Annotated in this window: 23 protein-coding genes and 1 pseudogene; 15 read left to right on the top strand and 9 right to left on the bottom strand. The window is 44.5% G+C overall.

Annotated features, from left to right (window positions below; all coding sequences use genetic code 11):
* Positions 1-18 precede the first annotated feature (18 nt).
* The 3 genes from narH to V6D41_RS08705 form a co-directional block, all read right to left on the bottom strand.
* Positions 19-1,482 (bottom strand): nitrate reductase subunit beta, encoded by a 1,464-nt coding sequence (gene narH / locus V6D41_RS08715; RefSeq protein ID WP_333517940.1) that lies wholly within the window; start codon positions 1,480-1,482, stop codon positions 19-21.
* A complete protein-coding gene (locus tag V6D41_RS08710; RefSeq protein WP_333517939.1) occupies positions 1,472-5,158 on the bottom strand; it encodes a nitrate reductase subunit alpha in 3,687 nt (1,228 codons plus the stop codon). The genes narH and V6D41_RS08710 overlap by 11 nt, the downstream gene beginning before the upstream one ends.
* Positions 5,159-5,375: 217 nt before the next feature.
* Positions 5,376-5,852, bottom strand: coding sequence for a Crp/Fnr family transcriptional regulator (locus V6D41_RS08705; protein ID WP_333517938.1), 477 nt, complete (start codon positions 5,850-5,852; stop codon positions 5,376-5,378).
* 143 nt (positions 5,853-5,995) lie between these two features.
* Between V6D41_RS08705 and V6D41_RS08700 the strand changes: the two genes are divergently transcribed.
* On the top strand, positions 5,996-6,715 hold the full coding sequence (locus V6D41_RS08700) for a YwiC-like family protein (protein ID WP_333517937.1): 720 nt from the start codon (positions 5,996-5,998) through the stop codon (positions 6,713-6,715).
* A 32-nt stretch (positions 6,716-6,747) separates the two neighbouring features.
* On the opposite strand, the gene fnr is transcribed toward V6D41_RS08700, so the two are convergent.
* The 4 genes from fnr to V6D41_RS08680 form a co-directional block, all read right to left on the bottom strand.
* Positions 6,748-7,464 carry a fumarate/nitrate reduction transcriptional regulator Fnr gene (gene fnr, locus V6D41_RS08695; RefSeq protein WP_333517936.1) on the bottom strand — a complete coding sequence of 239 codons (717 nt, stop codon included), beginning with the start codon at positions 7,462-7,464 and terminating at the stop codon, positions 6,748-6,750.
* A 99-nt stretch (positions 7,465-7,563) separates the two neighbouring features.
* Positions 7,564-8,751, bottom strand: coding sequence for a nitrate transporter NarK (narK, locus tag V6D41_RS08690; RefSeq protein ID WP_333516380.1), 1,188 nt, complete (start codon positions 8,749-8,751; stop codon positions 7,564-7,566).
* Positions 8,752-8,885: 134 nt separating this feature from the next.
* On the bottom strand, positions 8,886-10,556 hold the full coding sequence (gene argS, locus V6D41_RS08685) for an arginine--tRNA ligase (RefSeq protein ID WP_333517935.1): 1,671 nt from the start codon (positions 10,554-10,556) through the stop codon (positions 8,886-8,888).
* Positions 10,553-10,981, bottom strand: coding sequence for a DUF1934 domain-containing protein (locus V6D41_RS08680; protein ID WP_333517934.1), 429 nt, complete (start codon positions 10,979-10,981; stop codon positions 10,553-10,555). Before V6D41_RS08680 ends, argS begins: the two co-directional genes overlap by 4 nt.
* Before the next feature lie 308 nt (positions 10,982-11,289).
* On the opposite strand from V6D41_RS08680, the gene sboA reads away from it, so the two are divergent.
* The 9 genes and pseudogenes from sboA (at position 11,290) to V6D41_RS08635 (ending at position 18,226) form a co-directional block, all read left to right on the top strand.
* Positions 11,290-11,421 carry a subtilosin A gene (sboA, locus tag V6D41_RS08675; RefSeq protein WP_087992738.1) on the top strand — a complete coding sequence of 44 codons (132 nt, stop codon included), beginning with the start codon at positions 11,290-11,292 and terminating at the stop codon, positions 11,419-11,421.
* A pseudogene (locus V6D41_RS08670) lies at positions 11,378-11,529 on the top strand (bacteriocin-like protein SboX). Before sboA ends, V6D41_RS08670 begins: the two are co-directional and overlap by 44 nt.
* Positions 11,530-11,553: 24 nt before the next feature.
* Complete coding sequence (gene albA, locus V6D41_RS08665; RefSeq protein ID WP_148962484.1) at positions 11,554-12,900, top strand: subtilosin maturase AlbA; 1,347 nt, start codon at positions 11,554-11,556, stop codon at positions 12,898-12,900.
* 12 nt (positions 12,901-12,912) lie between these two features.
* Entirely contained in the window at positions 12,913-13,074 is a 162-nt protein-coding gene (gene albB / locus V6D41_RS08660; RefSeq protein WP_148962483.1) for an antilisterial bacteriocin subtilosin biosynthesis protein AlbB, read from the top strand.
* Positions 13,071-13,790, top strand: a complete 720-nt coding sequence (locus V6D41_RS08655) for an ATP-binding cassette domain-containing protein (RefSeq protein ID WP_087992741.1) — start codon at positions 13,071-13,073, stop codon at positions 13,788-13,790. The genes albB and V6D41_RS08655 overlap by 4 nt, the downstream gene beginning before the upstream one ends.
* Complete coding sequence (gene albD, locus V6D41_RS08650; protein ID WP_333517933.1) at positions 13,783-15,093, top strand: antilisterial bacteriocin subtilosin biosynthesis protein AlbD; 1,311 nt, start codon at positions 13,783-13,785, stop codon at positions 15,091-15,093. The genes V6D41_RS08655 and albD overlap by 8 nt, the downstream gene beginning before the upstream one ends.
* The gene (locus tag V6D41_RS08645; protein ID WP_333518162.1) at positions 15,083-16,243 is read left to right on the top strand and encodes an insulinase family protein; all 1,161 of its coding nucleotides are present in this window, start codon (positions 15,083-15,085) and stop codon (positions 16,241-16,243) included. Before albD ends, V6D41_RS08645 begins: the two co-directional genes overlap by 11 nt.
* Positions 16,244-16,247: 4 nt before the next feature.
* Complete coding sequence (locus V6D41_RS08640; RefSeq protein ID WP_333517932.1) at positions 16,248-17,528, top strand: M16 family metallopeptidase; 1,281 nt, start codon at positions 16,248-16,250, stop codon at positions 17,526-17,528.
* Positions 17,525-18,226, top strand: coding sequence for a bacteriocin biosynthesis protein AlbG (locus tag V6D41_RS08635; RefSeq protein ID WP_333517931.1), 702 nt, complete (start codon positions 17,525-17,527; stop codon positions 18,224-18,226). Before V6D41_RS08640 ends, V6D41_RS08635 begins: the two co-directional genes overlap by 4 nt.
* 5 nt (positions 18,227-18,231) lie before the next feature.
* Here V6D41_RS08635 and V6D41_RS08630 read toward each other — a convergent pair whose 3' ends face one another.
* A complete protein-coding gene (locus V6D41_RS08630; RefSeq protein ID WP_333517930.1) occupies positions 18,232-19,608 on the bottom strand; it encodes a YncE family protein in 1,377 nt (458 codons plus the stop codon).
* A 39-nt stretch (positions 19,609-19,647) separates the two neighbouring features.
* On the bottom strand, positions 19,648-21,009 hold the full coding sequence (locus V6D41_RS08625) for a YncE family protein (RefSeq protein ID WP_333517929.1): 1,362 nt from the start codon (positions 21,007-21,009) through the stop codon (positions 19,648-19,650).
* Positions 21,010-21,235: 226 nt separating this feature from the next.
* Here V6D41_RS08625 and rapF point away from each other — a divergent pair, with 226 nt between their 5' ends.
* The 5 genes from rapF to V6D41_RS08600 all read left to right on the top strand — a co-directional run bounded on the left by rapF (position 21,236) and on the right by V6D41_RS08600 (position 24,816).
* The gene (gene rapF / locus V6D41_RS08620) at positions 21,236-22,381 is read left to right on the top strand and encodes a response regulator aspartate phosphatase RapF (RefSeq protein ID WP_333517928.1); all 1,146 of its coding nucleotides are present in this window, start codon (positions 21,236-21,238) and stop codon (positions 22,379-22,381) included.
* Positions 22,365-22,484, top strand: a complete 120-nt coding sequence (gene phrF, locus V6D41_RS08615; RefSeq protein WP_003222023.1) for a phosphatase RapF inhibitor PhrF — start codon at positions 22,365-22,367, stop codon at positions 22,482-22,484. The genes rapF and phrF overlap by 17 nt, the downstream gene beginning before the upstream one ends.
* A gap of 254 nt (positions 22,485-22,738) precedes the next feature.
* Positions 22,739-23,218, top strand: coding sequence for a hypothetical protein (locus V6D41_RS08610; RefSeq protein ID WP_333517927.1), 480 nt, complete (start codon positions 22,739-22,741; stop codon positions 23,216-23,218).
* Between the two features lie 148 nt (positions 23,219-23,366).
* A complete protein-coding gene (locus V6D41_RS08605) occupies positions 23,367-24,155 on the top strand; it encodes a hypothetical protein (RefSeq protein WP_333517926.1) in 789 nt (262 codons plus the stop codon).
* Positions 24,142-24,816 carry a hypothetical protein gene (locus tag V6D41_RS08600; protein ID WP_333517925.1) on the top strand — a complete coding sequence of 225 codons (675 nt, stop codon included), beginning with the start codon at positions 24,142-24,144 and terminating at the stop codon, positions 24,814-24,816. The genes V6D41_RS08605 and V6D41_RS08600 overlap by 14 nt, the downstream gene beginning before the upstream one ends.
* The last annotated feature ends 7 nt before the right edge of the window (positions 24,817-24,823 follow it).

The following is a 24,823-nucleotide window of genomic DNA, read 5'->3' as shown; positions in this document are numbered from 1 at the left end:
CACCTCATTTATCAAAAATTAAAAACAAGAGCCGGGGCCGCCTGAAAATGATAAGCCGCAGCTCCCTTGTTCAGCGTATAAATCAGACACTTCTTCTCGGTGGCTGCTTGGAATCACAAAGCGATCATCATATTTTGCGATCGCAAGCAGCCGATACATGTCTTCAATTTGCTGTTCTGTTAAGCCGACGCTGGAGATCAGTGCCGGGTCGATGGATTTATTCGTCTGGACCGCTCTCATATACTGGCGCATGACAGACATTTTCTTTAACGTTGACCGAATATGATCCGTATCACCAGCCGTTAAAAGCTGCGCCAAATAGTCAATCGGAATTCTCATTTGGTCGATAGCCGGAAAAATATCTTCCGCAGATTGCTGGCTGCCTTTTCCTTCAAAGAGATTCATAATCGGGCTCAGCGGCGGAATGTACCAAACCATCGGCAATGTGCGGTACTCAGGGTGAAGCGGCAGCGCAATCTTCCAGTCGATAATCATTTTATAGATCGGCGATTGCTGAGCAGCCTCTATCCATTCAGCCGGGATGCCTTGTTCTTTTGCCAGCTTGGCAACCTCAGGATCATGCGGATCAAGAAAAACGTCCAATTGGGAATGGTAGAGATCCTTTTCATTTTCAACAGATGCCGCTTCCTCCACTTTGTCCGCGTCATATAGCATGACGCCGAGGTAGCGGATTCTGCCTACACACGTCTCGGAGCAGATGGTCGGCAGTCCAGCCTCCAGACGCGGAAAGCAGAGGGTGCATTTTTCCGCTTTGTTCGTTTGCCAGTTAAAATAGACTTTTTTATAAGGGCAGGATGAGACGCAATATCTCCATGAACGGCATGCGTTTTGATCCACTAGCACAATGCCGTCTTCCTCGCGTTTGTACATGGCCCCCGATGGACAAGAGGACACGCACGCCGGATTGATGCAGTGCTCACAGATACGCGGCAGATACATCATAAAGACCTCATCGAATTCTGTTTTGATCGATTCCTCCATCTTTTGCACGTTTGGATCTTCAAGCCCCGTAATGTGGCCGCCTGCGAGGTCATCCTCCCAGTTCGGGCCCCATTCGATATTCATGAAATCCCCCGTCAGCGACGATTTCGGGCGCGCCACCGGCTGGTGTTTTTTCTGCGGGCTGTTTGTTAATGTTTCATAATCATAGTTCCAAGGTTCATAGTAATCATCAATCGACGGCTGGTTTGGATTATAGAAAAGGCCTGCAAGCCGATTCGTTTTCGGGCCGGATTTCAGCTCGAGCTTTTCTTTTTTCAATGTCCAGCCGCCTTTATATTTGTCCTGGTCCTCCCATTGCTTCGGGTAGCCGATGCCCGGCTTTGTTTCTACATTATTGAAGTACATATATTCCGCACCGGCACGGTTTGTCCACGTGTTTTTGCAGGTGACGCTGCACGTGTGGCAGCCGATGCATTTATCCAAGTTCATGACCATACCGATTTGCGCTTTAATCTTCAAGCCAATCGACCTCCTTCAGCTTGCGGATGACGACGTTCAGGTCGCGCTGATTCCCCGTTGGGCCGTAGTAGTTAAAGCCGTAGCTGAGCTGGGCATAGCCCCCGATCATCTGTGTCGGTTTAACATGAATCCTTGTCGGGCTGTTGTGGGTGCCTCCGCGGTTATTCGTCAGTTTTGTGCCGGGTACGTTGATGTGGCGGTCTTGGGCATGGTGCATAAACGCCATTCCTTTAGGAATCCGGTGAGACAGAACCGCTCTCGCGACGACAACGCCATTTCGGTTGAAGCATTCAATCCAATCGTTGTCCTTGATATCCGTGTCCTCAGCATCATCTTTATTCATCCACACGGTCGGCCCGCCGCGGAACAGCGTCAGCATCGGTAAAGAATCAAAATACATGCTGTGGACGGACCATTTATTATGCGGTGTCAAATAATTAAGGACGATTTCTTTGCCCTCTTGATCTGGCCGCTTGCTTAAAAACGGACGATGTTGGAGGATCGGTTTAAATGTTGCCATCGTTTCACCGAATTCCATCATCAGTTCATGATCGACATAATAAGATTGTCTGCCGGTCAGTGTTCGCCACGGGATTAATTTTTCTACATTTGTCGTAAACGGCGAATACCTGCGTCCCCCTTTTTCCGAGCCGGTAAATGCCGGAGACGTGATGACCGTTTTTGGCTGGGCTGTAATTTGTTCGAACGTAAAGCATTCTTCCTCTCGTTCTTCCGCCAGGTCTTTCAGTTTCAGGTTTGTGATGTTTTCAAGTGATTCCCAGGCTTTCACAGCGACTTTTCCATTTGAAGTGGATGATAAGGTTAAAACTGCCTCTGCCGCCTGCTTCGCTTCACTTATATTCGGACATCCCTTGGCAACGCTGTCCGTTGTGATTTCTCCCAGTCTCTTTTTGAGTGATTCATATTCATCGGCTATCGACCAGCTCATCCCTTTTGTTCCGCTCGGTTTTAGGGCGGCTTGAGGACCCAGCGCTGTCATTTTGGCGAAAATTTGTTTATAGTCCCGCTCAACAACATGGATGTTCGGCATCGTTTTTCCCGGAATGGCTTCACATTCGCCCTTGCTCCAGTCATTGATTTTGCCGAACGGCTGAGCCAATTCCTGCACGGTGTCATGAAGGAGCGGCGTCGCGACCACTTCTTTCACAGGTTTCATCTCGACTTCTTCTGCCAGATCAGAAACGGCTTTTGACAGTGCTTTGAAAATATCCCAGTCTGACTTCGATTCCCACGGAGTCGAGATGGCCGGAGCGAAAGGATGAATGAACGGGTGCATATCTGTGCTGCTGAGATCGTGTTTTTCATACCATGTCGCCGCCGGCAGTACGATATCAGAATAAAGTGCCGTACCAGCCATTCGAAAATCAAGATTGATTAACAAGTCGAGTTTACCTTCCGGTGCCTGCTCCCGCCATTTGATTTCTTCAGGGCGGATGCTGTCGCTGTCGTCATTCATTAATCCATTTGTCGTCCCCAGCAGATGCTTGAGAAAATATTCATGCCCTTTTCCTGAACTCGAAATCAGATTTGCCCGCCATACGAAGAGATTCCTCGGGAAATTGGCTTCATTGTCTGGATCTTCAATCGCGAATTTCAGCTTTTTCTCTTGAAGCTGTGAAGCCACGTACGCCCCAACGTCTTCAGGTTTTGCTGCCCCCGCTTGTTCAGCTTCTTTGTATAGGTCAATTCCGTTTTGATTGAATGTCGGATAAGACGGCAGCCACCCTAATCGCGCTGCCAGCACATTGTAATCGGCGTGATGCTTGTAGCGGGATGACGCAGCGATCGGCGAAGCCAAGTCACTGATCGGCTGGTCCTCGTATCGCCACTGGTCTGTTGCAAAGTAGAAAAATGATGTGCCGTTTTGCAGCTTGGGCACGCCCTCCCAGTCCTTTGCATTTGCAATCGTCTGCCACCCTTCAGCAGGGCGGAGCTTTTCCTGCCCCACATAGTGAGCCCAGCCTCCGCCGTTTACACCTTGGGCGCCTACCAGTAAAACAAGATTTAACACCGCCCGGTAAATCGTGTCGGAGTTGAACCAGTGGTTAATCCCCGCTCCTACGATAATCATGGACCGGCCGTCTGTATCGATCGCATTTAGGGCAAACTCTCTGGCAATCTTCATGACGGCTTCTTTTTTGATTCCTGTCATCTTTTCCTGCCAGGCAGGCGTGAACGGCTCAGGATCATCATAGGAGACAGCTGACTGTTCGCCGATGCCCCGGTTCACGCCATAGTTGGCCAGTATCAAGTCAAACACAGTCGTGACACAAACCTCTTCGCCGTTCAGGTTCAGTTTTTTTATAGGAAGATCCCGCTCAAGCACTTTGTTTCCGTCATCTGAAAAATACGGGATGCGCACCGTGCCGATTTCGTCCTCTATTCCGAGTACAGAGAGACGGGGTTCTATCGGTTCTCCGGTTTCTTCATCGATCATGTGCAGGTTCCATTTCTGCTGCCCGTCCCAGCGGGAGCCCATTGTTCCTTGTGGTATGGCAAATGCGCTTATCTGTTCATTCCAGACAGCAGGCTTCCACTGATCATGATTTGTCTGCCGCCCAATGTCCTTCGCGTGCAGAAACCGCCCCGCTGTGTATACGCCGTTTTCTTTCGACAGGGTGACAAAGAACGGAAAATCAGTGTATTGCTTTGCGTACTCAGTGAAACGTTCCGTCTCTTGATTCACGTAAAATTCCTGCAAAATGACGTGACCCATGGACATCGCAAGCGCCCCGTCAGTCCCTTGACGGATACTCAGCCAGTCATCCGCGAACTTTGAGGATTCCGCAAAATCCGGACTAATTGAGATGACCTTAGCGCCTTTATAGCGGGCCTCCGCCAAAAAATGCGCGTCAGGTGTTCTCGTTAACGGAACGTTGGAGCCCCATGTGATGATATAGCCTGAATTGTACCAATCACTGCTTTCCGGAACGTCTGTCTGGTCACCCCAAATTTGCGGGGATGCCGGAGGAAGATCCGCATACCAATCATAAAAACTGAGCATAGGGCCGCCGATTAAAGACATAAACCGGGAGCCTGAGGCGTGGCTGAGCATGGACATGGCCGGAATCGGAGAAAAGCCGACATTCCGGTCTGGACCGTATTTCATGACTGTATAGAGCAGAGAGGCTGAAATCAGCTTCAGCACCTCCGGCCATTCAGCTCGCACAAAACCGCCTTTCCCCCTTGCATGTTTATAGGACTTCGCTTTTTCAGGGTTTTCAACGATTGATTTCCAGGCTTCCAATGGATTTTGATGAGCCTGCAGAGCTTCCCGCCATAAATTGATCAGAACACCGCGCACGTATGGATATTTCACACGGAGCGGGCTGTAGATATACCAAGAAAAACTGGCCCCCCGCGGACAGCCTCTCGGTTCAAAATCAGGCATATCAGGGCCTGTTGATGGATAATTCAAGTTTTGTCCTTCCCACGTGACAATTCCGTTTTTGACATATATATTCCAGCTGCATGACCCCGTGCAGTTGACACCGTGGGTGGAACGCACGACTTTGTCGTACTGCCATCTGTTTCTGTATACATTCTCCCAATCGCGATCTTCGCGGGTGGTTTGGCTATGTTTATTTGAATGGTGTTTGATAGGAGAGAAATAGTTTAATCTCCTAAACAACGGACTCATTTTCTTTTTCTTCATGAGCGTTCACTCCTTCCGAGTCAGGTGATGCTAAGTTCACTATAAACAGAGACAGCGTGTTTTCTTGTGAACTATGTCACACACTCTGCTTTTTTCACAAAATGTTCACACTGAGAAGAAGGAACAGACTTTCACAGGAAGTGATGAGGGCGGCGTTCAGGCAGGACGCCTGAGTCATTAGCCGCTTTTCATTCAAAGATCAAAAAACCGGTTCTATTTAAGAACCGGGCTCGGCGTTTTTATCTTGTGATGTATGCAGATAACGCAAAAATAGTTGATAGGAACAAAAGACATTTTGCTGAAGTACCGCCAAAAAATTCATTTGCAGCTGTGGGTTGTAAGTCATCATTTTTTTAAATATATAAAAAGGGATTTTGAGAATAAGAATGTCCGAAGAGGCATTGACTGAGATAAAAGGCGATAAATACAGCCCGCCTTTTTCATCAATCGGAAACACATCGCCTTTTTCCCACAGCGCAACGGTTTTCGATCCTTCAGGGAGCCTGCTGTCCATAAAACGGACACTGCCTTTTAATACAATATAAACGGATTGAGAATGAAGAAAGGATGAAGCCTGATCAGATGAGCCGCCGATAAACGTCCCGTTTTTCAGCAAAGTTTCGACAATGGATAGAGGCACTTCATTAAACATAGGGAGTTGTTTCAGAAACAATAAATAGTCACACTGATTCATAGGAAAGCCTCCTGTGCTAAGGATAGCTTTAGTGTAACTCGATTGAGCCTGTACAGCAGTGATGTATTTCACAGCCTGTATGATGTATGTCACTTATCGGGAGAGTGACTGCACTTATAATGAAATAAAAAAGGAGGATTTCGATGAAGGCGCTGATTCCGAAGCAGCACGGCGCATGGGCGATGCTGCTGATTCCATTTTTGCTTGGGATGGTCAAGGGAGGTCCCGTTTTCTGGCATCTTCCGCTTTTCCTAGGCTTGCTTTTCCTTTACTTGATGGTCTACCCCATCACACTCGCCATGAAGAAGAAACAGATTAAATCCTATCAAAAGTGGATATGTTATTACGGTGTTCTGGCCTGCTGCTTTTTGATGATCCCTGTCTTTTATAAGCCTGCGCTCATCTGGGTTGACGTTTCTTTATTTCCGCTTTTTCTCATTCATACGTATTATGCCCGCCGAAAAAACGAACGAGCACTAGTGAATGATATTGCGGGTGTCTTGTTCTTTTGTTCAGGCGGGCTTGCGAGCTGCTGGCTGGGGGCGGGAACCCTTGACGGCTGGGCTTGGTTTATTTTCTTGCAATCTGCTTTATTTTTTATCGGGAGTTCTTTTTATGTAAAGTCGGTGATCCGGGAGAGAAAGAACAGGTTTTTTGCATACTGTTCATGGGGATATCATCTGCTGCTCCCCTTTTTATCCGCTCTTCTCGGAGCAGGATGGGCATTTCTTGCTTTTATCCCAAGCAGTTTGCGGGCATGGTTTTTTCACGGAAGGGATTGGCCCGCGAAAACGATCGGCATTCTGGAAATCGTGAATGCCTGCTTCTTTTTTGCCGTCATGTGTTTGTTTATCACTAGATAAAAACCAAGGACCGCCGGCGGCCCTTGGCTTTTTTAGTCAATATTGCAAATCTCCAGCGGACAATTTTCACACTCGATCTCACATCGTAAATAGTCCCGCTTGTGCAAAATAATTTTTCCGGATTCGTCTATCGAAATCACCCCTTGTTTGCGGAGGTCTCCGAGCATACGGTTGACGCTTTCCCTTGCCGCCGCGCAAAACTTTGCCAAATCTTGATTTGTCAGCGCGATGTTAATCAGAATGCCGTCGCTTCGTTCCACCCCGTAGCTGTTCGATAAACGGATAAGAGTGGAGTAGAGCGCCCCCTTTTTGCCTTGAAGAAGCAGATCCCTGATTTTAGACTGGATTTTCCGGAGGTGGGTGCTCATCCATTTCATAAATTCAAATGTCAAAGCACCGTTTTGGATGAGTTCCTTTTCCAGCTTGTTTTTATTAATGACGAGCACCTCGCCATCCTCTAGCACCTTTGCACTGAGCATATATCTCGGTTCTTCAGTGAAAAGTGTTAATTCCCCGACAATATCATTTTTTTGGCAGATTCTAAGGGTCAGATCTTTTCCGTCAGATGTCAGTTTGCCGATTTCAATGAGTCCTGATTGAATAAGATATAGCTCTTCTGCATCCATTCCTTCCCGAAACAAATACGTGTGTTTTTCCATTTTTCTTTTCGTACTGATCGATTCCAGCAATTCATGCAGATCGCTGGAAATAAGATCACTATCAGATGGTCGGACAGAGAGAAAATTCATGAGCTCACCTCGAAGAAAGTCACGTTGCGTATGTTTATTGTAACGTGAATTGTTTTGCACCCATCGAGAAAAAACTAACAATCTTGTGAATGACCAGTGTTAGCTGACGCTCTGACTGTTTCTCTCCGTGTGCATTTTCATTCTTTCCTGCCAATACATCCAAATGACAAGGACAAAGCTGGCTAACGCCACTTCCGAAAGCGCCATAAAGCCGATCGCGTATTGGCCTGTTGCCTGAAATACACTCGCCAATATCAGCGGAGGGAAAAAACCGCCTAATCCCCCCATGGCAGACACAATACCATTGGCAATCCCCGCTTGCTTTGAAAAATAGAAAGGCACCAGTTTAAAAACGGTTCCGTTTCCTATACCTGAGCAGACCGCCACCGTTATTGACCCAAACGTATAAAGGCCGATCGTCGGCGAGAACGATAAAATAATGCCTGATAATGTAAGTCCCGCAAAAACGAACATCAGGATGCGGAGCGGGCTCAATTTGTCAGCCAAGAATCCGCCCGCAGGCCTGAGCAGCGTGGAGACGGCAATAAAGCCGGCCGTCCGCAAACCGGCGTCCGCTGGATTAAGACCAAAGTGCGCTACCAGAAAGTTCGGGAGATAGATGGTGAAGGCGACAAAGGCGCCAAACGTAATAAAATAAAACAGGCTTAGAAACCAGAGGACGTGATTTCGGTAAACGGTTTTGATTTGAGCTTTTACGGAAACATTTACTTTCTTCTCATGCCGGTCGCCAAACAAAACGTGCAGCAATGCGAAAACAGCCAGCAGAACCATATACATCTGCACGGTTGCTTTCCATCCCGCAGTCTGGGCGATAACCGGCGCCGCAAATGTGGTAATCGCGGTTCCGATGTTTCCGGCCCCGTAAATTCCATTGACGAAACCGTGCTTTTCTTTCGGATAATACTTCGGAAGGGACGTCACCCCAATGGAGAATACTGCCCCCCCGATCCCTAAGAAAAAACCGCCTGCGATTAAATCAAACAAAGAATCCGCGATACTGATCCAAAACACCGGAAACAAAAGCAGGATGAAGCTGATCATAAACATCAGCCGCGCACCAAACCTATTCGTTAAATACCCTAAAGGAATGCGGAGAAGCGACCCGAGGATCACGGGAATCGCCGTCACTATAGAAATCTCGCCTTTGCTTAAATGAATATCTAATGTGATTTGGCTAATGAGTGATGAAATCAGCACCCAAACCATAAACCCTGCCACCAAGCTTAATGACTGTAACGATAATTGAATATGTTGACGGTTGAACATTCGGCTTGCTCCTTTCAATGATTCAATAATCAGTCCTATCATACAAAAACTCGGCAAACAGGTTTGTGAATTACATCACACGTTTCACATATAAAAAAAAGACAAAGCCCGAAGACTTTGTCTTTTCATCATGATTACATTTTTTCCGGAGCCGATACGCCGATCAGCTGAAGCGCATTGTTCAGCGTAATTTGCGTGGCCTTCATTAAAGCCAGGCGCGCGCGGCTCTTCTCTACATATTCAGGATCGATGACTTTCTCTGCGTTGTAGAAGCTGTGCAGAGCAGAAGCCAGATCATAAATATAGTTTGTGACACGGTGCGGAATTCGTTTTTCCGCCGCTTCCGCCACTGCCTCTGGGAAGCCGCCGATCGTTTTCAGCAGGTCATATTCTTTTTCTGATTGAATATGGCTGAAATCAAGATCTGCCGCCGGCTTTAGTCCCTGCTCTTCCCCTTGGCGAAGCATGCTGCAAATACGGGCATGTGCGTATTGTGCGTAATACACAGGGTTTTCGTTAGATGTTGATACAGCAAGATCTAAGTCAAAATCCATATGCGTATCCGCACTGCGCATTGCAAAGAAGTAACGCACGGCATCCAAGCCGACTTCTTCAATGAGATCGCGCATCGTTACCGCTTTACCCGTCCGTTTGCTCATTTTCATTTTCTCGCCGTTTTTGTAAAGGTGAACGAGCTGAATGATTTCTACTTCAAGCGTTCCTTTTTCATAGCCCAGCGCTTCGATTGCCGCTTTCATGCGCGGGATATAGCCGTGGTGATCGGCTCCCCAAACGTTGATCAGCTTATCAAAGCCGCGATCAAGCTTGTCCTTATGGTATGCGATATCAGGCAGAAGATACGTGTACGTGCCGTCCTTCTTGATCAATACGCGGTCTTTATCATCGCCAAACGTCGTAGAGCGGAACCAAGTCGCGCCGTCTTCTTCATAAACATGGCCTTTTTTGCGGATCGCTTCAAGCGCCTTGTCGATTTTTCCGTTTTGGTACAGTGACGTTTCGGAATACCACACATCAAACGGCACACGGAAGTTTTCCAAGTCCTTGCGAAGCTTTTCCAGCTCGTATTTCAGACCGTATTCACGGAAAAACGCGAGGCGTTCGCTTTCGTCTTCATTAACGAAACGGTCGCCGTATTCCTCAGCGAGACGCTTTCCGATCGCAATGATATCCTCGCCGCGGTAGCCGTCCTCCGGCATCGGTTTTTCCAAGCCGAGCGCTTCAAAGTAACGGACTTCAACAGAAAGCGCAAGGTTGTTAATTTGGTTTCCCGCATCGTTAATGTAGTATTCGCGGCTCACATCGTAACCCGCTTTTGAAAGCACATTGCACAAAGAATCGCCGACAGCCGCACCGCGCGCATGGCCAAGGTGAAGGTCTCCCGTCGGATTCGCTGATACGAATTCGACCTGAACTCGCTCACCGTTTCCGATATTCGTTTCCCCGTACGCTTCCCCTGCTTTTAACACAGACGGAATCAACTTCGTTAAATAGTGATTGTTCATATAGAAATTGATAAAACCCGGACCGGCGATATCCAGTTTTTCAATCGAAGCCTTTCCTTTATCAAAATGAGCGACAATCTCTTCAGCGATTTGGCGCGGCGCTTTTTTTGCGACTCTCGCCAGCTGCATCGCCATATTTGTTGAATAATCGCCGTGTGTTTTATCTTTCGGTGTTTCTAAAACGACATTCGGAATCTGGCTTTCTTCAGCCAGCCCCGCTTTCAGAACGGCCGCTTTGATTTCTTCTTTCAGCACGTCCTTCATTTGTTCCGCAATGTTCATGCGTGAGTTCCTCCCTCATACGTGATCGTCATATGATGTAAATGCTGCTGCTCGTCTCCGACATGCATGTCATATGCGATGCTGATACGGCCTTTTTCTTCACCGAGATCAGATTGAATTGATTTTGTGCTTGTTTTCAGCTCAAGCTCACCAAATGACATTTTATATTTGACAATTGTGGAAGCTCCCGTTACGAAACGCTGATTCATTTTGACCGCGCCTGACCTCATGACCAGCACTTCGCCTTCGCTTACTTTCACAATCGTTTTTACTTTGCCTAAGTCGTGTTCTTCATAATAAGATAGATACACTTTATTTTGTTTAACATAGTAAAATCCGGTGGTGCGGAATTCGATGACTTCCTGGTTTCCGTCATCCCCGATCACAGACTTCACATGGAGTGTTATCGGTGTCTCTTGCTTCATTTTGACACGTCCTTTTCATCATTCCACTTTGACTTGAATAGTATAATCATTCGGTTTGTAAACTTCAACTGCTTCTATCTTACCATCATTGCTCATCAGATTTGAAGATAAACCTCATAAAAGCATTTCCTTAATAGAAGAGAAAATCATATTATTAGTTACCTTTAGGAAATGTTACACTTTTCCGAAATCTACCGTTTCTATTTCACATTTTCTTCAATATATATGTATTGAATTGGTAATTTATTAGTTTTATGATAAAAGTACAACATAGATCTGCTAGAAAAACAAAAAGGGAGGATCCAATGATGAAAAAAGCAGTCATTGTAGAAAACAAAGGTTGTGCGACATGCTCGATCGGAGCCGTTTGTCTAGTGGACGGTCCTATCCCTGATTTTGAAATTGCCGGTGCTACAGGTCTATTCGGTCTATGGGGATAAGGTTCTCTAAAAGGGCATAGTCTTTCTGCTATGCCCTTTTTAAGTAAATTACAATTTTTAACTAAAATCTACCTCTTAGTTATACATACACAATCGTTTTTCATTTGAATCATATGTATAGGGGATGGTATTTTGTTTACAGAGCAAATGTTTCCATTTATTAATGAAAGTGTAAGAGTTCACCAGCTTCCTGAGGGCGGCGTGCTAGAAATCGACTATTTGCGGGATAATGTCTCCATTTCTGACTTTGAATATTTGGATCTTAACAAAACAGCTTACGAGCTTTGCATGCGAATGGAGGGGCAAAAAACAGCTGCTCAGATTTTGGCGGATCAATGCGCAGTGTACGATGAATCACCGGAAGACCATAAGGACTGGTATTACGACATGCTCAACATGCTCCTCAACAAGCAGGTCATCCAGCTTGGAAATCGGCCCAGCAGCCAAACCATCACCACGAGCGGAAGCAACGAATTTCCGATGCCGCTGCACGCCACCTTTGAGCTGACGCACCGCTGTAATTTGAAATGCGCCCACTGTTATTTGGAAAGCTCGCCGGAAGCGCTCGGCACCGTGTCGATTGAGCAATTCAAGAAAACGGCTGATATGCTGTTTGACAACGGTGTATTGACATGCGAAATCACGGGCGGAGAAATTTTTGTCCATCCGAACGCCAATGAGATCCTTGACTATGTGTGCAAAAGGTTCAAAAAGGTCGCTGTCTTAACGAACGGAACACTCATGCGAAAAGAAAGCCTCGAGCTTTTGAAAGCGTATAAGCAAAAAATCATTGTCGGCATTTCTCTCGATAGTGTGAACTCCGAGGTCCATGACTCCTTTAGAGGGAGAAAAGGCTCTTTTGCCCAAACTTGTAAAACGATAAAATTGTTGAGTGACCACGGTATATTTGTCAGAGTCGCCATGTCCGTTTTCGAAAAAAACATGTGGGAAATCCACGATATGGCCCAAAAGGTTCGGGATCTTGGGGCGAAGGCGTTTTCTTACAATTGGGTTGATGATTTCGGAAGAGGCAGAGATATTGTCCACCCCACAAAAGATGCCGAGCAGCACCGCAAATTTATGGAATACGAGCAACATGTCATTGATGAGTTTAAAGAACTGATTCCGATTATTCCTTATGAGAGAAAACGAGCGGCAAATTGCGGCGCTGGCTGGAAGTCCATTGTGATCAGCCCGTTCGGAGAAGTACGTCCATGCGCGCTCTTTCCGAAGGAATTTTCATTGGGAAATATTTTTCATGATTCATATGAAAGCATCTTTAACTCCCCTCTCGTCCATAAACTGTGGCAAGCGCAGGCGCCGCGGTTCAGCGAGCATTGCATGAAAGACAAATGCCCGTTTAGCGGCTATTGCGGAGGCTGTTACTTAAAAGGGCTGAACGCTAACAAATATCACCGGAAAAACATTTGCTCTTGGGCGAAAAATGAACAATTAGAAGACGTGGTCCAGCTTATTTAGGAGGGAAACGATTTGTCACCAGCACAAAGAAGAATTTTACTGTATATCCTTTCATTTATCTTTGTCATCGGCGCAGTCGTCTATTTTGTCAAAAGCGATTATCTATTTACGGTGATCTTCATTGCGATTGCCATTCTTTTCGGGATGCGCGCGCGGAAGACTGATTCGCGATGAGCATTTTGGATATACACGATGTATCCGTTTGGTATGAACGGGACAACGTCATCTTAGAACACGTGGATTTACACTTAGAAAAAGGCGCCGTTTACGGATTGCTTGGGGTAAACGGCGCCGGCAAAACAACACTGATCAATACACTTACAGGAGTGAACCGCAATTACAGCGGGGGCTTTACGCTGTGCGGCATTGAAGCGGAGGCCGGTATGCCGCAGAAAACATCAGATCAACTGAAGATTCACCGTTACTTCGCCGCCGATTATCCGTTGCTGTTTACAGAAATTACGGCGAAGGACTATGTGTCTTTCGTCCATTCGCTTTATCAAAAGGATTTTTCAGAGCAGCAGTTCACCAATTTGGCTGAAGCCTTTCATTTTTCAAAATACATCAACAGGAGAATTTCGGAGCTGTCCTTGGGAAACAGGCAAAAGGTTGTGTTGATGACAGGCTTATTGCTGCGGGCTCCCCTGTTTATTTTGGATGAGCCGCTCGTCGGTTTGGATGTGGAATCGATAGAGGTCTTTTATCAGAAAATGCGCGAGTACTGTGAGGCAGGCGGAACCATTTTGTTTTCTTCCCATCTGCTCGATGTTGTGCAGAGATTTTGTGATTATGCGGCCATTCTGCACAACAAACAGATCCAAAAGGTCATTCCGATTGGAGAGGAGACCGATCTGCGGCGGGAATTTTTCGAGGTGATCGGACATGAATAACTTATTCCCCATCATGTCTTTGCTGTTCAAACAGCTGTATAGCCGGCAAGGGAAAAAGGACGCCATCCGCATTGCCGCAGGGCTTGTGATTCTCGCTGTGTTTGAAATCGGGCTGATCCGCCAGGCCGGTATTGACGAATCGGTATTGGGAAAAACATATATCATACTCGCGCTTCTCTTGATGAACGGATATATGGTGTTTCTTTCCGTGGCATCTCAATGGAAGGAATCTTATATGAAGCTGAGCTGCCTGCTGCCGATTTCTTCACGAAGCTTTTGGCTCGCCCAGAGTGTCGTTCTGTTTGTGGACACCTGTTTGAGAAGAACGTTATTCTTTTTTATTTTACCGCTGTTCTTATTTGGAAACGGAACGCTGTCAGGGGCGCAAACATTGTTTTGGCTCGGCAGATTTTCGTTTTTTACCGTTTATTCGATTCTATTCGGTGTTGTGCTGAGCAACCATTTCGTCAAAAAGAAGAACTGGATGTTTCTCCTGCATGCGGCGGTATTCGCCTGTGTATGCCTCAGCGCCGCTTTTATGCCGGCCGTCACGATCCCGCTATGCGCGGTTCACATGCTATGGGCGGTGATTATTGATTTTCCTGTCTTTCTGCAGGCGCCTCCGCAGCAGAGCAAGATGCATTCTTTTATGCGGAGATCTGAATTTTCGTTTTACAAGAGAGAATGGAACCGATTTATGTCTACTAAAGCAATGCTGTTAAATTACGTGGTGATGGCGGCGTTCAGCGGCTTCTTTTCGTTCCAGATGTTGAACACCGGCATCTTCAATCAGCAGGTGATTTATATTGTGATTTCCGCCCTTCTGCTGATCTGCTCGCCGATCGCCCTTTTGTACTCTATTGAAAAAAACGATCGGATGCTGCTGATCACGCTTCCGATAAAACGGAGAACGATGTTTTGGGCAAAATATCGCTTTTACTCAGGCCTATTGGCAGGCGGATTTCTCCTTGTCGCTATGATTGTGGGCTTCATCAGCGGCCGCCCGATTTCAGCCCTCACTTTTATGCAGTGTATTGAATTGCTGCTGGCGGGAGCGTTGATCCGGTTAACCGCTGATGAAAAAAGGCCGTTCTTCGGCTGGCAAACGGAGCAGCAGCTCTGGAGCGGATTCTCAAAATACCGGTCTTATCTATTTTGTCTTCCCCTTTTCTTAGCCACATTAGCCCGCACCGCTGTCTCCTTGGCGGTCATTCCGATTGCCGGGCTGATCATAGTCTATTACCTGCAAAAACAGGATGGTGGTTTCTTTGATACAAGCAAAAGAGAACGGCTTGGAAGTTAATCTGCTGAAGACTCATCAATTTTCAACAATCTCAATCGCCGCAAGCTTTCTGAAACCGATCGAAAGCGCGGCGGAACCTGAAGAAGAAACGATTTATTTTTACGGCGCCGCCGGACACCTGAAGCAGCAAATCATTGACGCTTTCGGTTATGCTGCCGGAAGCCGCTTTATGTATTCAGCAAATCTCTTTTTTGACAAACAGCTGAAAACCTGCGGAACCCGTTTCATTCACCCGCTATATAACAGGCATCTTCATGTTGATGCCCTGTTAAAAACATTTGCAGACATGTCCCTCCCCTCTTCTCTTTCAGCCGCCGGCGTTGAAAAGGCAAAGAGTGAGCTGCTGCTGAAAATCGAAAAGAAATTCGCAAATCCCTTCTCCTACTCGGCGGCCCGTTTGGTCGAGGAGACCTTCGGAAACCCGATGTACGGCACAAGCATGTTTGGCAGGAAAGACAAGATACAGGCGATCCATCCTAAACGGTTTCTCGACGCAACGGACTTCATCATTAATTTATTGTCCCAGCAAAAACAGCTGAACATATTGGGAGATATACAAGCTTGTGATATTCCGGGACATGCCCCGCAAGCGTCTGCCGTGACAGCCGGAAGAATACCCGTGAACCGGCATGTTTTTGAAACAGAAACACGCAGCGCAGCAGGTCCTTCCGTCTTGACACTCGGGTTTAACTGCGGGGAGATGAAAGATAAGAGCGATTATATCAACATTCAGCTGCTAGACGGATTGCTCGGAAAGTACGGGCATTCCGCTTTATTCAAGCATTTCCGCGAGAAGGATCTGGCAGTCTATCATGTCATTACCCGTTACGACATCATGAACAATCTGCTGCTTGTTTCAATATGTACGAACCAGCTTCATGAGAAAGAAATTCCCCCGCGCGTTTTGGAAGCTGTCTCACATTTTCAAACGGATGAGCGGGAACTGGAACAGGCAAAACAATTTTTACGCAATGAAATGCTGCTGCAATTCGATTCTCCCGAAGGGCTCTTGGCCTATATGGAGATCCTGCGCCGCTTCTCCTGTGAAAAAGAAGACTTGCTGGATGGCATCTCCGCGGTTACGTGCCGCGATCTATTTCAATTCATAGCAAATATCAATTATATCGGAGCTCATGTAGTAAGGGGATGAAGAGATGGAAAAGAAAGCATTCTTTCAACAGCTGGATGAACGAACCGATATCAGATACACAGACAGCGGGCTGAAAATATTCAGGTTGAAATTCCCCCGCGCCCATCTGCGGCTGTGCAATGTAAAAATTGATTTTGGAAGCCGTGATGTCTGCTTACAAGAAGATTCTGGCGACAAGCTGCTCCCGTATGGCACAGCGCATTTTTTAGAGCATCTTCTCTTCTGGCATAATGGCCGCAATCTGTACAGTGATTTTTTTGCGCATGGCGCGCTTTTAAATGCATTCACCACCTACACTGATACTAATTTCATGTTTACCTCATTGCCGGATCGGCTGACGCAGACAGTCCCCATCCTGCTTGATGCGTTATGGAATCACTCATTTGACAAGAGGATTGTCACTCAGGAAAAAGCTGTGATTACAAGCGAAATTGAAACAGCACACCTCAATCATCAACTCTCTTACCGTTATCAGCTGATCAGCATGCTTTCTCCCGCCTCACCTGCTGCCGTCTATCCAGCAGGCAGAATCGAGGACATTGAGGCGATGACCATCCGTGATTTACAGAAAGCCTACAATGCCGCTTACCAGCCCGAGCGGATGACGTTGTTTTTGATTGGAGGCTCAGAAGATACGGAAGACCTTTTGCCTTCTCACCTTGGGCTGAAAAAACGTCCAGTTCATAAAGCAGAAAGGAAAATGATACCCGCGTGCCCTCCAACCCTCTCACAAAAAGTGGTGCTCGGTGATGAGAAGCGGATGGAAGACACATGGACCGGCTTGCAGATCGGCGCACTTCCCGGGCAAAACGATCTGTTGACAGTAAAGCTTTATTGGGACATTGCGTCTCGAATTCTATTTCAATTAGATTCACCGTTTTTTCAAGAGATTCAGCAGACGTACCGTCTGGAAATCAATCGCTTGTCAGCCGAGGCTCACTTGTATGAGGATGGCGGTTTTTTGATGCTACACAGTCAAGGGGTTCATTCTTCAGCTTATATCGATGTCGCTTCCTACTACGTCACACAGCAGAAAGAACAGATTGCGGCCTGGCTCCAATACGGCAAGGGCTCTTTGACAGATGCGATCATCTATGACAGCGATTATGCGCGTAAATGCTTCGAATGGGCGGCCGAGTGTGACAGGTGCGATTGCACATTTCTCGACGTTTACCGCATCATTCGCGATATGAATAGTCAGGATTTCTTGTCTCTCATTGATGCATTGGCATCTTCTAAAAAAGCGGTCATTCACATTTCACAGAAAGAGGCGATCGGACAATGAAAAAAAGCACTGTCTTTACCGTGTTGTTGCTGCTCGTAGGTATGGCGGCTTATTCCTTCGGCTGGGTTCAGGCCGTTGCCGAAGCCGCAGCGCAATATGTACAGATGATCGACAATGATGCTTTGCGGCTCGGACTGCTGGCTTTAACCGCTTCCGTCCTGATGTTGCCCGCTTTTCTCTATCTACACTATGTCACCCAATCCGTAAAAAACATGACAGCAGCTTTTCAGAAACTCACACAGTCTCATCAAAGCTGCTGTGACTTCCGGCATCACAGATTGTGCAGCCGCTATGCAGAAGATGTCAAAATGCTGCGTGACAGCTATAAAAACGTCCGCCAAACATATGTGATGGCTGCTGTATTATGCCAAGTCATCATATTCGGCTGTATGTTCGAAATCGTCAAAGCCGTCCCTTTCCGCCTTCACACGCCCCCCGCTGTTTCAATAGGACTTGCGGTGTTGCTGATTTTGTATTTATTGTTTTACATGCGAACGTACTTGCTGCAGCTTTTCCAGCATGGCACCCTGTTCAAAAAAATTCTTGCGGGAGTGCTGACAGGAGCCGGGATTTGGTGGATGCTCAGTTTCACCATAAGTGAACTGTTGTTTCTGATCATTCTGGCTGCGATTCAGCAGATCGGATCATTTATTTATAACCGATTCTCTTATCGCAGCACCGCTTCTCTTGATCTATAAAATAGCTACATCGCAATCGCAGACGGACCCGTACCAACCGGAATCACCGTCACGGCTGCATAATCACTCGTGCGGTACACAGTCACAGTATTGTCGTTGGGCTGTGCCGCATAAATGTACTGATTGTCGGGTGTTACTGCGAGGTCAAAGGCGCCGGGCACAGAAACACTCGCAATAATTGCGTTTGTGGCTGTATTGACGACAGTGAGGTTATGAATGAGAGACGGATCAAAATATGGTTCTAGAAAATAAGCTCGTGTACTGTCAAATGAAAATACAATTGTCCTCAAAGTTTCAAATAAACGATTAAAGTCACCTTCTCTGCTCAAGGGTGACAAACTAATCTCTGCTACACCCTTCGGCCATAATTCACCAGTCATCACATACGCAAAGTCTCCGGCATATGGCGTTTCAATTAAACTTGGATATTCTAACTGATTCACGAGGCTGTCAACAAGCTGGCCTGTATTCACATCATATTGATCAATTGACCAGAAAATTGTATTAGCAGTAAAGACAAATTGCCCGTTCGGATCAAGTGCAAAGTCTGCGGCGTCGGGTACTGAAAAAACATCACTGACTGCCTGAAGTGCAAGATCAATCGTATAAATAGAGCCGGCAGCCATCACATATGCCAATTCTCCTGCAGGATCAAATTGAATCTTTCTCGGCCCAGTGCCGATGGTTATTGTATTTGTCACGGTTAATGTTTGATTATCAACCACAGAAACTAGATTAGTATTTCCATGGAGGACATACGTATAAGCTTTATCTAGCGTGACCCCCAGATCAGTTGGCACAGACGAAAAAGGAATAGTTGCAACAACAAGGTTTGCTGCCGCATCAATAACCGAAACTGTGCTGTCCCCTGAATTCGCTGTAAAGACATACGATTGAGGATCTGGCGATGGTGGGAAAACGATTGTCCCGGTCACAGTGAGCGGACTGCCGTAGAATCGCGGAACAATGAGAAGATCTTCCACTGTCATTTGACTGAAATCAGGACAGCGGTCAGACTGTGCTGCATAATAAACAACTTGATCAATCTCTTCAGTATGAATCACAGAAACCGACCCATTCCCTTGTCCATATTGATTTCGCACAGGCGACACACTGACAAGAAGCGAAACGGCCCCTTGTATTCTCACAGCATATCGAACACCGATATCTTCTGTTTCCGGTCCAGTCTGGATTAAGCAAGGCTCACTGATACATGATAAATGATCTGTACTCCATGTAACCGCCGCAGCTGCTTCGGCAGAATCAACAGTGAACCCCTCGGGAATGTCAATCGGCACTTGAAAAGGCGCTTCTCGGCTGATTTCCTCATCACAAAAACAAAAACAATTTTCCTGTAAAGCAGAAAGATCATTCTTTTTCATGATTTCACGTCCTTTTAGAAATGCACAGCATGCAGTTGATTAAATCGCAATAGCTCCCGGTGAAACCCCAAGAGATATGACAGTCTCCACAGAGTAATCATCTGTGTTGTAAACAGTGATGCTCTGCTCTAGAACATGAGTTGTATACAGAAATTCGCCATTCGGGGTAAACGCATAGTCTCTTGCTGATTGTGGAACATTTCCTATAACGCCTGCTCCATTCGGACTGACAGAATATAAATTGCCAGTGAAGCTGTCATGTAAATACACCTCTGATCCACTCGTAAACATTACATATTGGCCGTCAGGCTCCAGCTCTTGGGTATTGCTGAGCGTAAACGAATTTAAATCAATAACCGTCAGATAATTGAATAAGAATTCTTGTTCTAATACATACGCATACCGCTCCGAAGAATCTGTTTCTATGGATGATACGATAAGCTCTCGTTCAATCGTTCCTATGACTTCACCGGTGGATAGGTCCACTTTTTGCACTATACCAAAATTAAGAACATAGGCGAATAACCCATTGGGATCAATTGCAACATCATACCCTTCCACAGGAATCGATCTATCCACAGCTAACGTATCAATTCCAATCACATAAATCACAGTACCGGCGAAAACATAAGCAAATTCATGATTAGGGATAAATCTAATCGATCGAGGCGGCTGATCCAGCAAAATAGATGCTGTTACTGTTAATGTGTCATAATCGATGACAGAAATCACATTATTGTTGGGATGTAAGACAAACACAGAGCTTTTATCTGGAGTTATTTCAATACCTGTCGGCCGGTACGGAAGAGCAATCGTCGTCACAACAGTATGAGTGTTTGTATCAATCACAGAAACTGATTGATCACTTGGATTCGCTGTAAACGCATAAACAGGTTCGGGTTCCGATTCCGGTACAAGCACAATCGTTCCCGTCACAGATAAAGGACTGCCGTAAAAGGGCGGAACAACAACAAGGTTCTCGATCGTGATGTCACTGAAATCCGGGCAATCCTCCGGTTCATCAGAGTAATAGACGATTTGGTTGATCTCCGCATTGTGAATGACGGAAACAGCCCCGTCCCCTTGTCCATATTGATTTCGCACAGGCGACACACTGACAAGAAGCGTAACAGTTCCCTGCAGGCGTACTGCAAATTGAACAGCGATTTCATCAGGCTCAGGCCCCGTCTCAATGAAGCAACGTTCACTGACACAAGAAAGGCTGTCTGCATTCCACGTGACATTTGCAACAGCTTCAGCCGGATCAACGATAAACCCCTCAGGCAATTCAATCGGTGCTTGAAACATAGCTTCACGGCTAGCTTCTTCCTCACAAAAACATAAACATTCTTCTTGTGCGGCTCTTGCTTTTTCTCTAAAGGAAAGCTTGTTTTTCCTCATCCCTTCACTTCCTTTTCAGAAAATACTGCTCACGCAGATACAACAGAATATGGAAGGTGAACGGATGTGCTTGTACAAATCACCGAGGGTAAAAGCGGTTTTGAAAATATTCCCTCTAACATGCGGGGTAACGAAAGAAAAGATTGCGGTTTTTTTGCGCTTCTCACAAGAATGATGATGATAAAATATGACATATATAGAATAATGAAGGGAGGGATTTGCAAACGTGACAGGTGTCATATCTTCTTCTTCCGTCGGAGAAAAGATTAACGAATGGTATATGTACATACGCCGATTCAGCATACCCGATGCAGAGTATTTACGAAGAGAAATCAAACAAGAGCTGGACCAAATGGAAGAAGATCAGGATCTTCATTTGTACTTTTCACTGATGGAATTCCGGCACAACCTGATGCTTGAGTACCTTGAACCGCTAGAGAAAATGCGGATCGAGGAACAGCCGCGGCTGTCTGATTTGCTGGTTGAGATTGATAAAAAACAGGCTCGTTTAACTGGAGTCCTTGATTATTACTTTAATTTCTTCAGGGGCATGTATGAGCTTGACCAGCGGGAATATCTGCCGGCCATTAAATTTTTTAAAAAGGCCGAAAGCAAGTTGATATTCGTTAAGGATCGAATAGAGAAGGCAGAGTTTTTCTTTAAGATGTCTGAGTCTTATTACTATATGAAACAAACGTATTTTTCAATGGACTATGCACGGCAGGCATATGAAATATACAAAGAACATGAAGCTTATAATATTAGATTGCTTCAGTGTCACTCTTTATTTGCTACCAATTTCTTAGATCTGAAACAATATGAGGAAGCCATATCACATTTTAAAAAAGCTTACTCTATGGCGGAAGCTGAGAATCAGCCCCAATTAATGGGAAGAACATTGTACAACATCGGGCTTTGTAAAAACAGCCAAAGCCAATATGAGGATGCCGTAACATATTTCAAAAGAGCAATAGCTGTTTTTGAGGAATCTAATATTCTTCCTTCCCTGCCTCAAGCCTATTTTTTAATTACACAAATTCATTATAAATTGGGAAAAATGGATAAAGCCCATGCATATCATAGTAAGGGAATGGCTTATTCTCAAAAGGCCGGGGATTCAATATATTTATCGGAGTTTGAATTTTTGAAATCTTTATACTTATCAGGCCCTGATGAAGAAGCAATTCAAAGATTCTTTGATTTCCTCAAAAGTAAAATGTTGTATGCTGATCTTGAAGATTTCGCTCTTGATGTGGCAAAATATTATCATGAACGTGAAAATTTTCAAAAAGCTTCTGCTTATTTCCTGAAGGTGGAACAAGTAAGGCAACTTATTCAAGGAGGAGTGAGATTGTATGAAATTGAAGTCTAAACTATTACTCTCTTGTCTGGCCCTAAGCACTGTTTTCATCGCAACGAATATTGCAAATGCACCTACACACCAAATTGAAGTTGCACAGCGAGGAATGATTTAATGTTAACAACCGGTTTTTTACCGGTTGTTTTTTTGTTAAATAAAAAGTAAAACTAGTGTTTTGTTTTTAAAATTTAAAATATTAATTACTAAATTATTTTAAATTGGTTTCCTAATCCAGAATCATAATAAATAAGATAAATTTTATTATTACAAATGAAAAACCTGTTTACTTTTCCTTTTTATTGAATTATTATATATAAGACTTAAGTTCAGTACAACTTCAATTGAAGGTTAAAAATGGAGGATTTATCTTTGAAAGTTCAATTTAAAAAAAGAATTAGTTTACTCATTATCATGTTTGGGCTTGCTGTTTCCTCACTGGGTGTTACACAGGCGGTTCATGCAAAAGCCAATACGAGCGATTCAAGGGTGCATTTTACTTTCAGATGGTACAGCCCTTACGACTATACAACTGCTCGAAGAAAGCAAAATAGAAGCTACATGTATATGCATCTCCTAAAGAAAGATGACGGAGGTAAATTTGATGTATGGGCAGAGGCAGATAAAAACGTTCACTCTGGCGGGCGCAACTGGCACAATGTATCCGGTGGTGGAACTCACGAAGGAACAGTACACCCGGGTCATACATACTTATTTTCCAACACTGCTGTAGAAGAGTACGGGAGAAATGTACCCGTAAGGTTTGGCGGTTACAGCCGCAGCAATGATTCCTTCTCAACTGATTGGAGTCCTGACAGCGTAAAACCTAAGGGAAATTACACAATCTATTAATACCTTTCTCAAAACAAAGCGATCTTACATTAAACATGTAGGATCGCTTTTTAAGATAAAAATAATATCCACTCTTCAAAACTTTTTATTAAAATAAAACTATCCAAAACTCACACAGAGTTTTAATAAAAAAACAGGAGCATTGCACATGATTTCTTTCTTTTTAAAGCGTTTATTAAAAAACAAAGAGATTTATTTCTCTTTATTCATTAGTATCGTTCTTATGATCGTCAGTTATCTAGGTATTCTCTTCTTTCATAAGAAGATTAATCTTCCTTATGAAATCCATAACTCACCGTTTTTATCCAATATTGCAGAAGGACAAACAACCTCAGCTCAGACTATCTGGATTCTCATTCTTCCGTTATTAGCATCACTTCCAATGGCTGGTATGTATCGTGAAGATAAAAATACCGGATTTTTTATGAATGTTATAACAAAAACAACTAAAAAGAAATACTTCACTGTATTATTCGGGTTCAACTTTGTAATTTCGTTTTTCGTCATTATCTTACCATTATTATTAAATCTTTATTTGCTATCGATGACATATCCTTCGGTAAACCCCGACGGAATCGTCAATTACATGGACCCAATCGTTACAGGCGGAACAGACCTAGCAAACCTGTATTACGAACACTCATTAATATATACTCTTATTCTTTTTGCATTAAATGGGCTGTATGGAGCTGTTCTTTCTTCCATTGGATTGGCTTTATCATTTTTTATTAAAAAGAAATACTTTGTTTATATCATACCTTTTTTAATCAATTTAATAGGCTTTACTTTACTCAACAACAATTACAATCCAATGAAATATATCGTGAACGACGGAGGCTTTTTGAGTTTAGATAAGTTTATTTATTTGAACCTTAGTGTGTTCATTGCAATTACTTTACTTTATATGTGGGGAAAAAAACGACGTGTTTTATTATAATACTCTAACATCAACATTAAGAATGAAGTGGCCGGGGCTCATCACCGCTTTACTGTTACAGTTAATTGCCGTTTATTTCTTTTTATATCAAGAAATTGGTAGTGGTTATAGTTTTGTGCTGGAAAATATTTTTTCCTATTGGCATCTCGTTTCTATTTTATGCCCTGCTGCCGTTGTATTTTCTGTTTTGATCTCATCCGATTACTTTTCAATTTATACTGTAATCCGAGTAAACAATGCACCTTATCTAACATTGATATACCTGTTCAAAACACTTTTATTCTCAGCAGTATACGGGATTATCATTATAGGTGAATTGTATACTTTGTGTGTTTTCAATGATACGGGACAATTGTATTTGACCCCTATATCTTTTATCACTCATGTGTTTGCATTTATTTTCATTTGTTATGTTGTTTCATTTACTTTACTGTATTTGAATCAAATCATTGTAGTTTTTCTATTCATTCTTTTATTTTTGATTGATAGCCTTTTATGTAATGGTATGCTCTTTTTAAATGGTTTTGTGCTGGAATTTAGTGATTTGGCTGAATTATTATTGATTAGATTAGGGATTATGTTGTTATTATTCGGGATTTCTATAGAATCTATAAAGCGACGAAATTATTTACAGCCGGTTGAGGAGAAAGGAGCAAACTGATTGTCTT

The sequence above is a fragment of the Bacillus sp. 0102A genome (assembly GCF_036765155.1).
In the GTDB taxonomy this organism is placed as follows: domain Bacteria; phylum Bacillota; class Bacilli; order Bacillales; family Bacillaceae; genus Bacillus; species Bacillus subtilis_G.
Note: the sequence above shows the minus strand (reverse complement) of the source record. Positions and strands in the feature narration are given on the sequence as shown.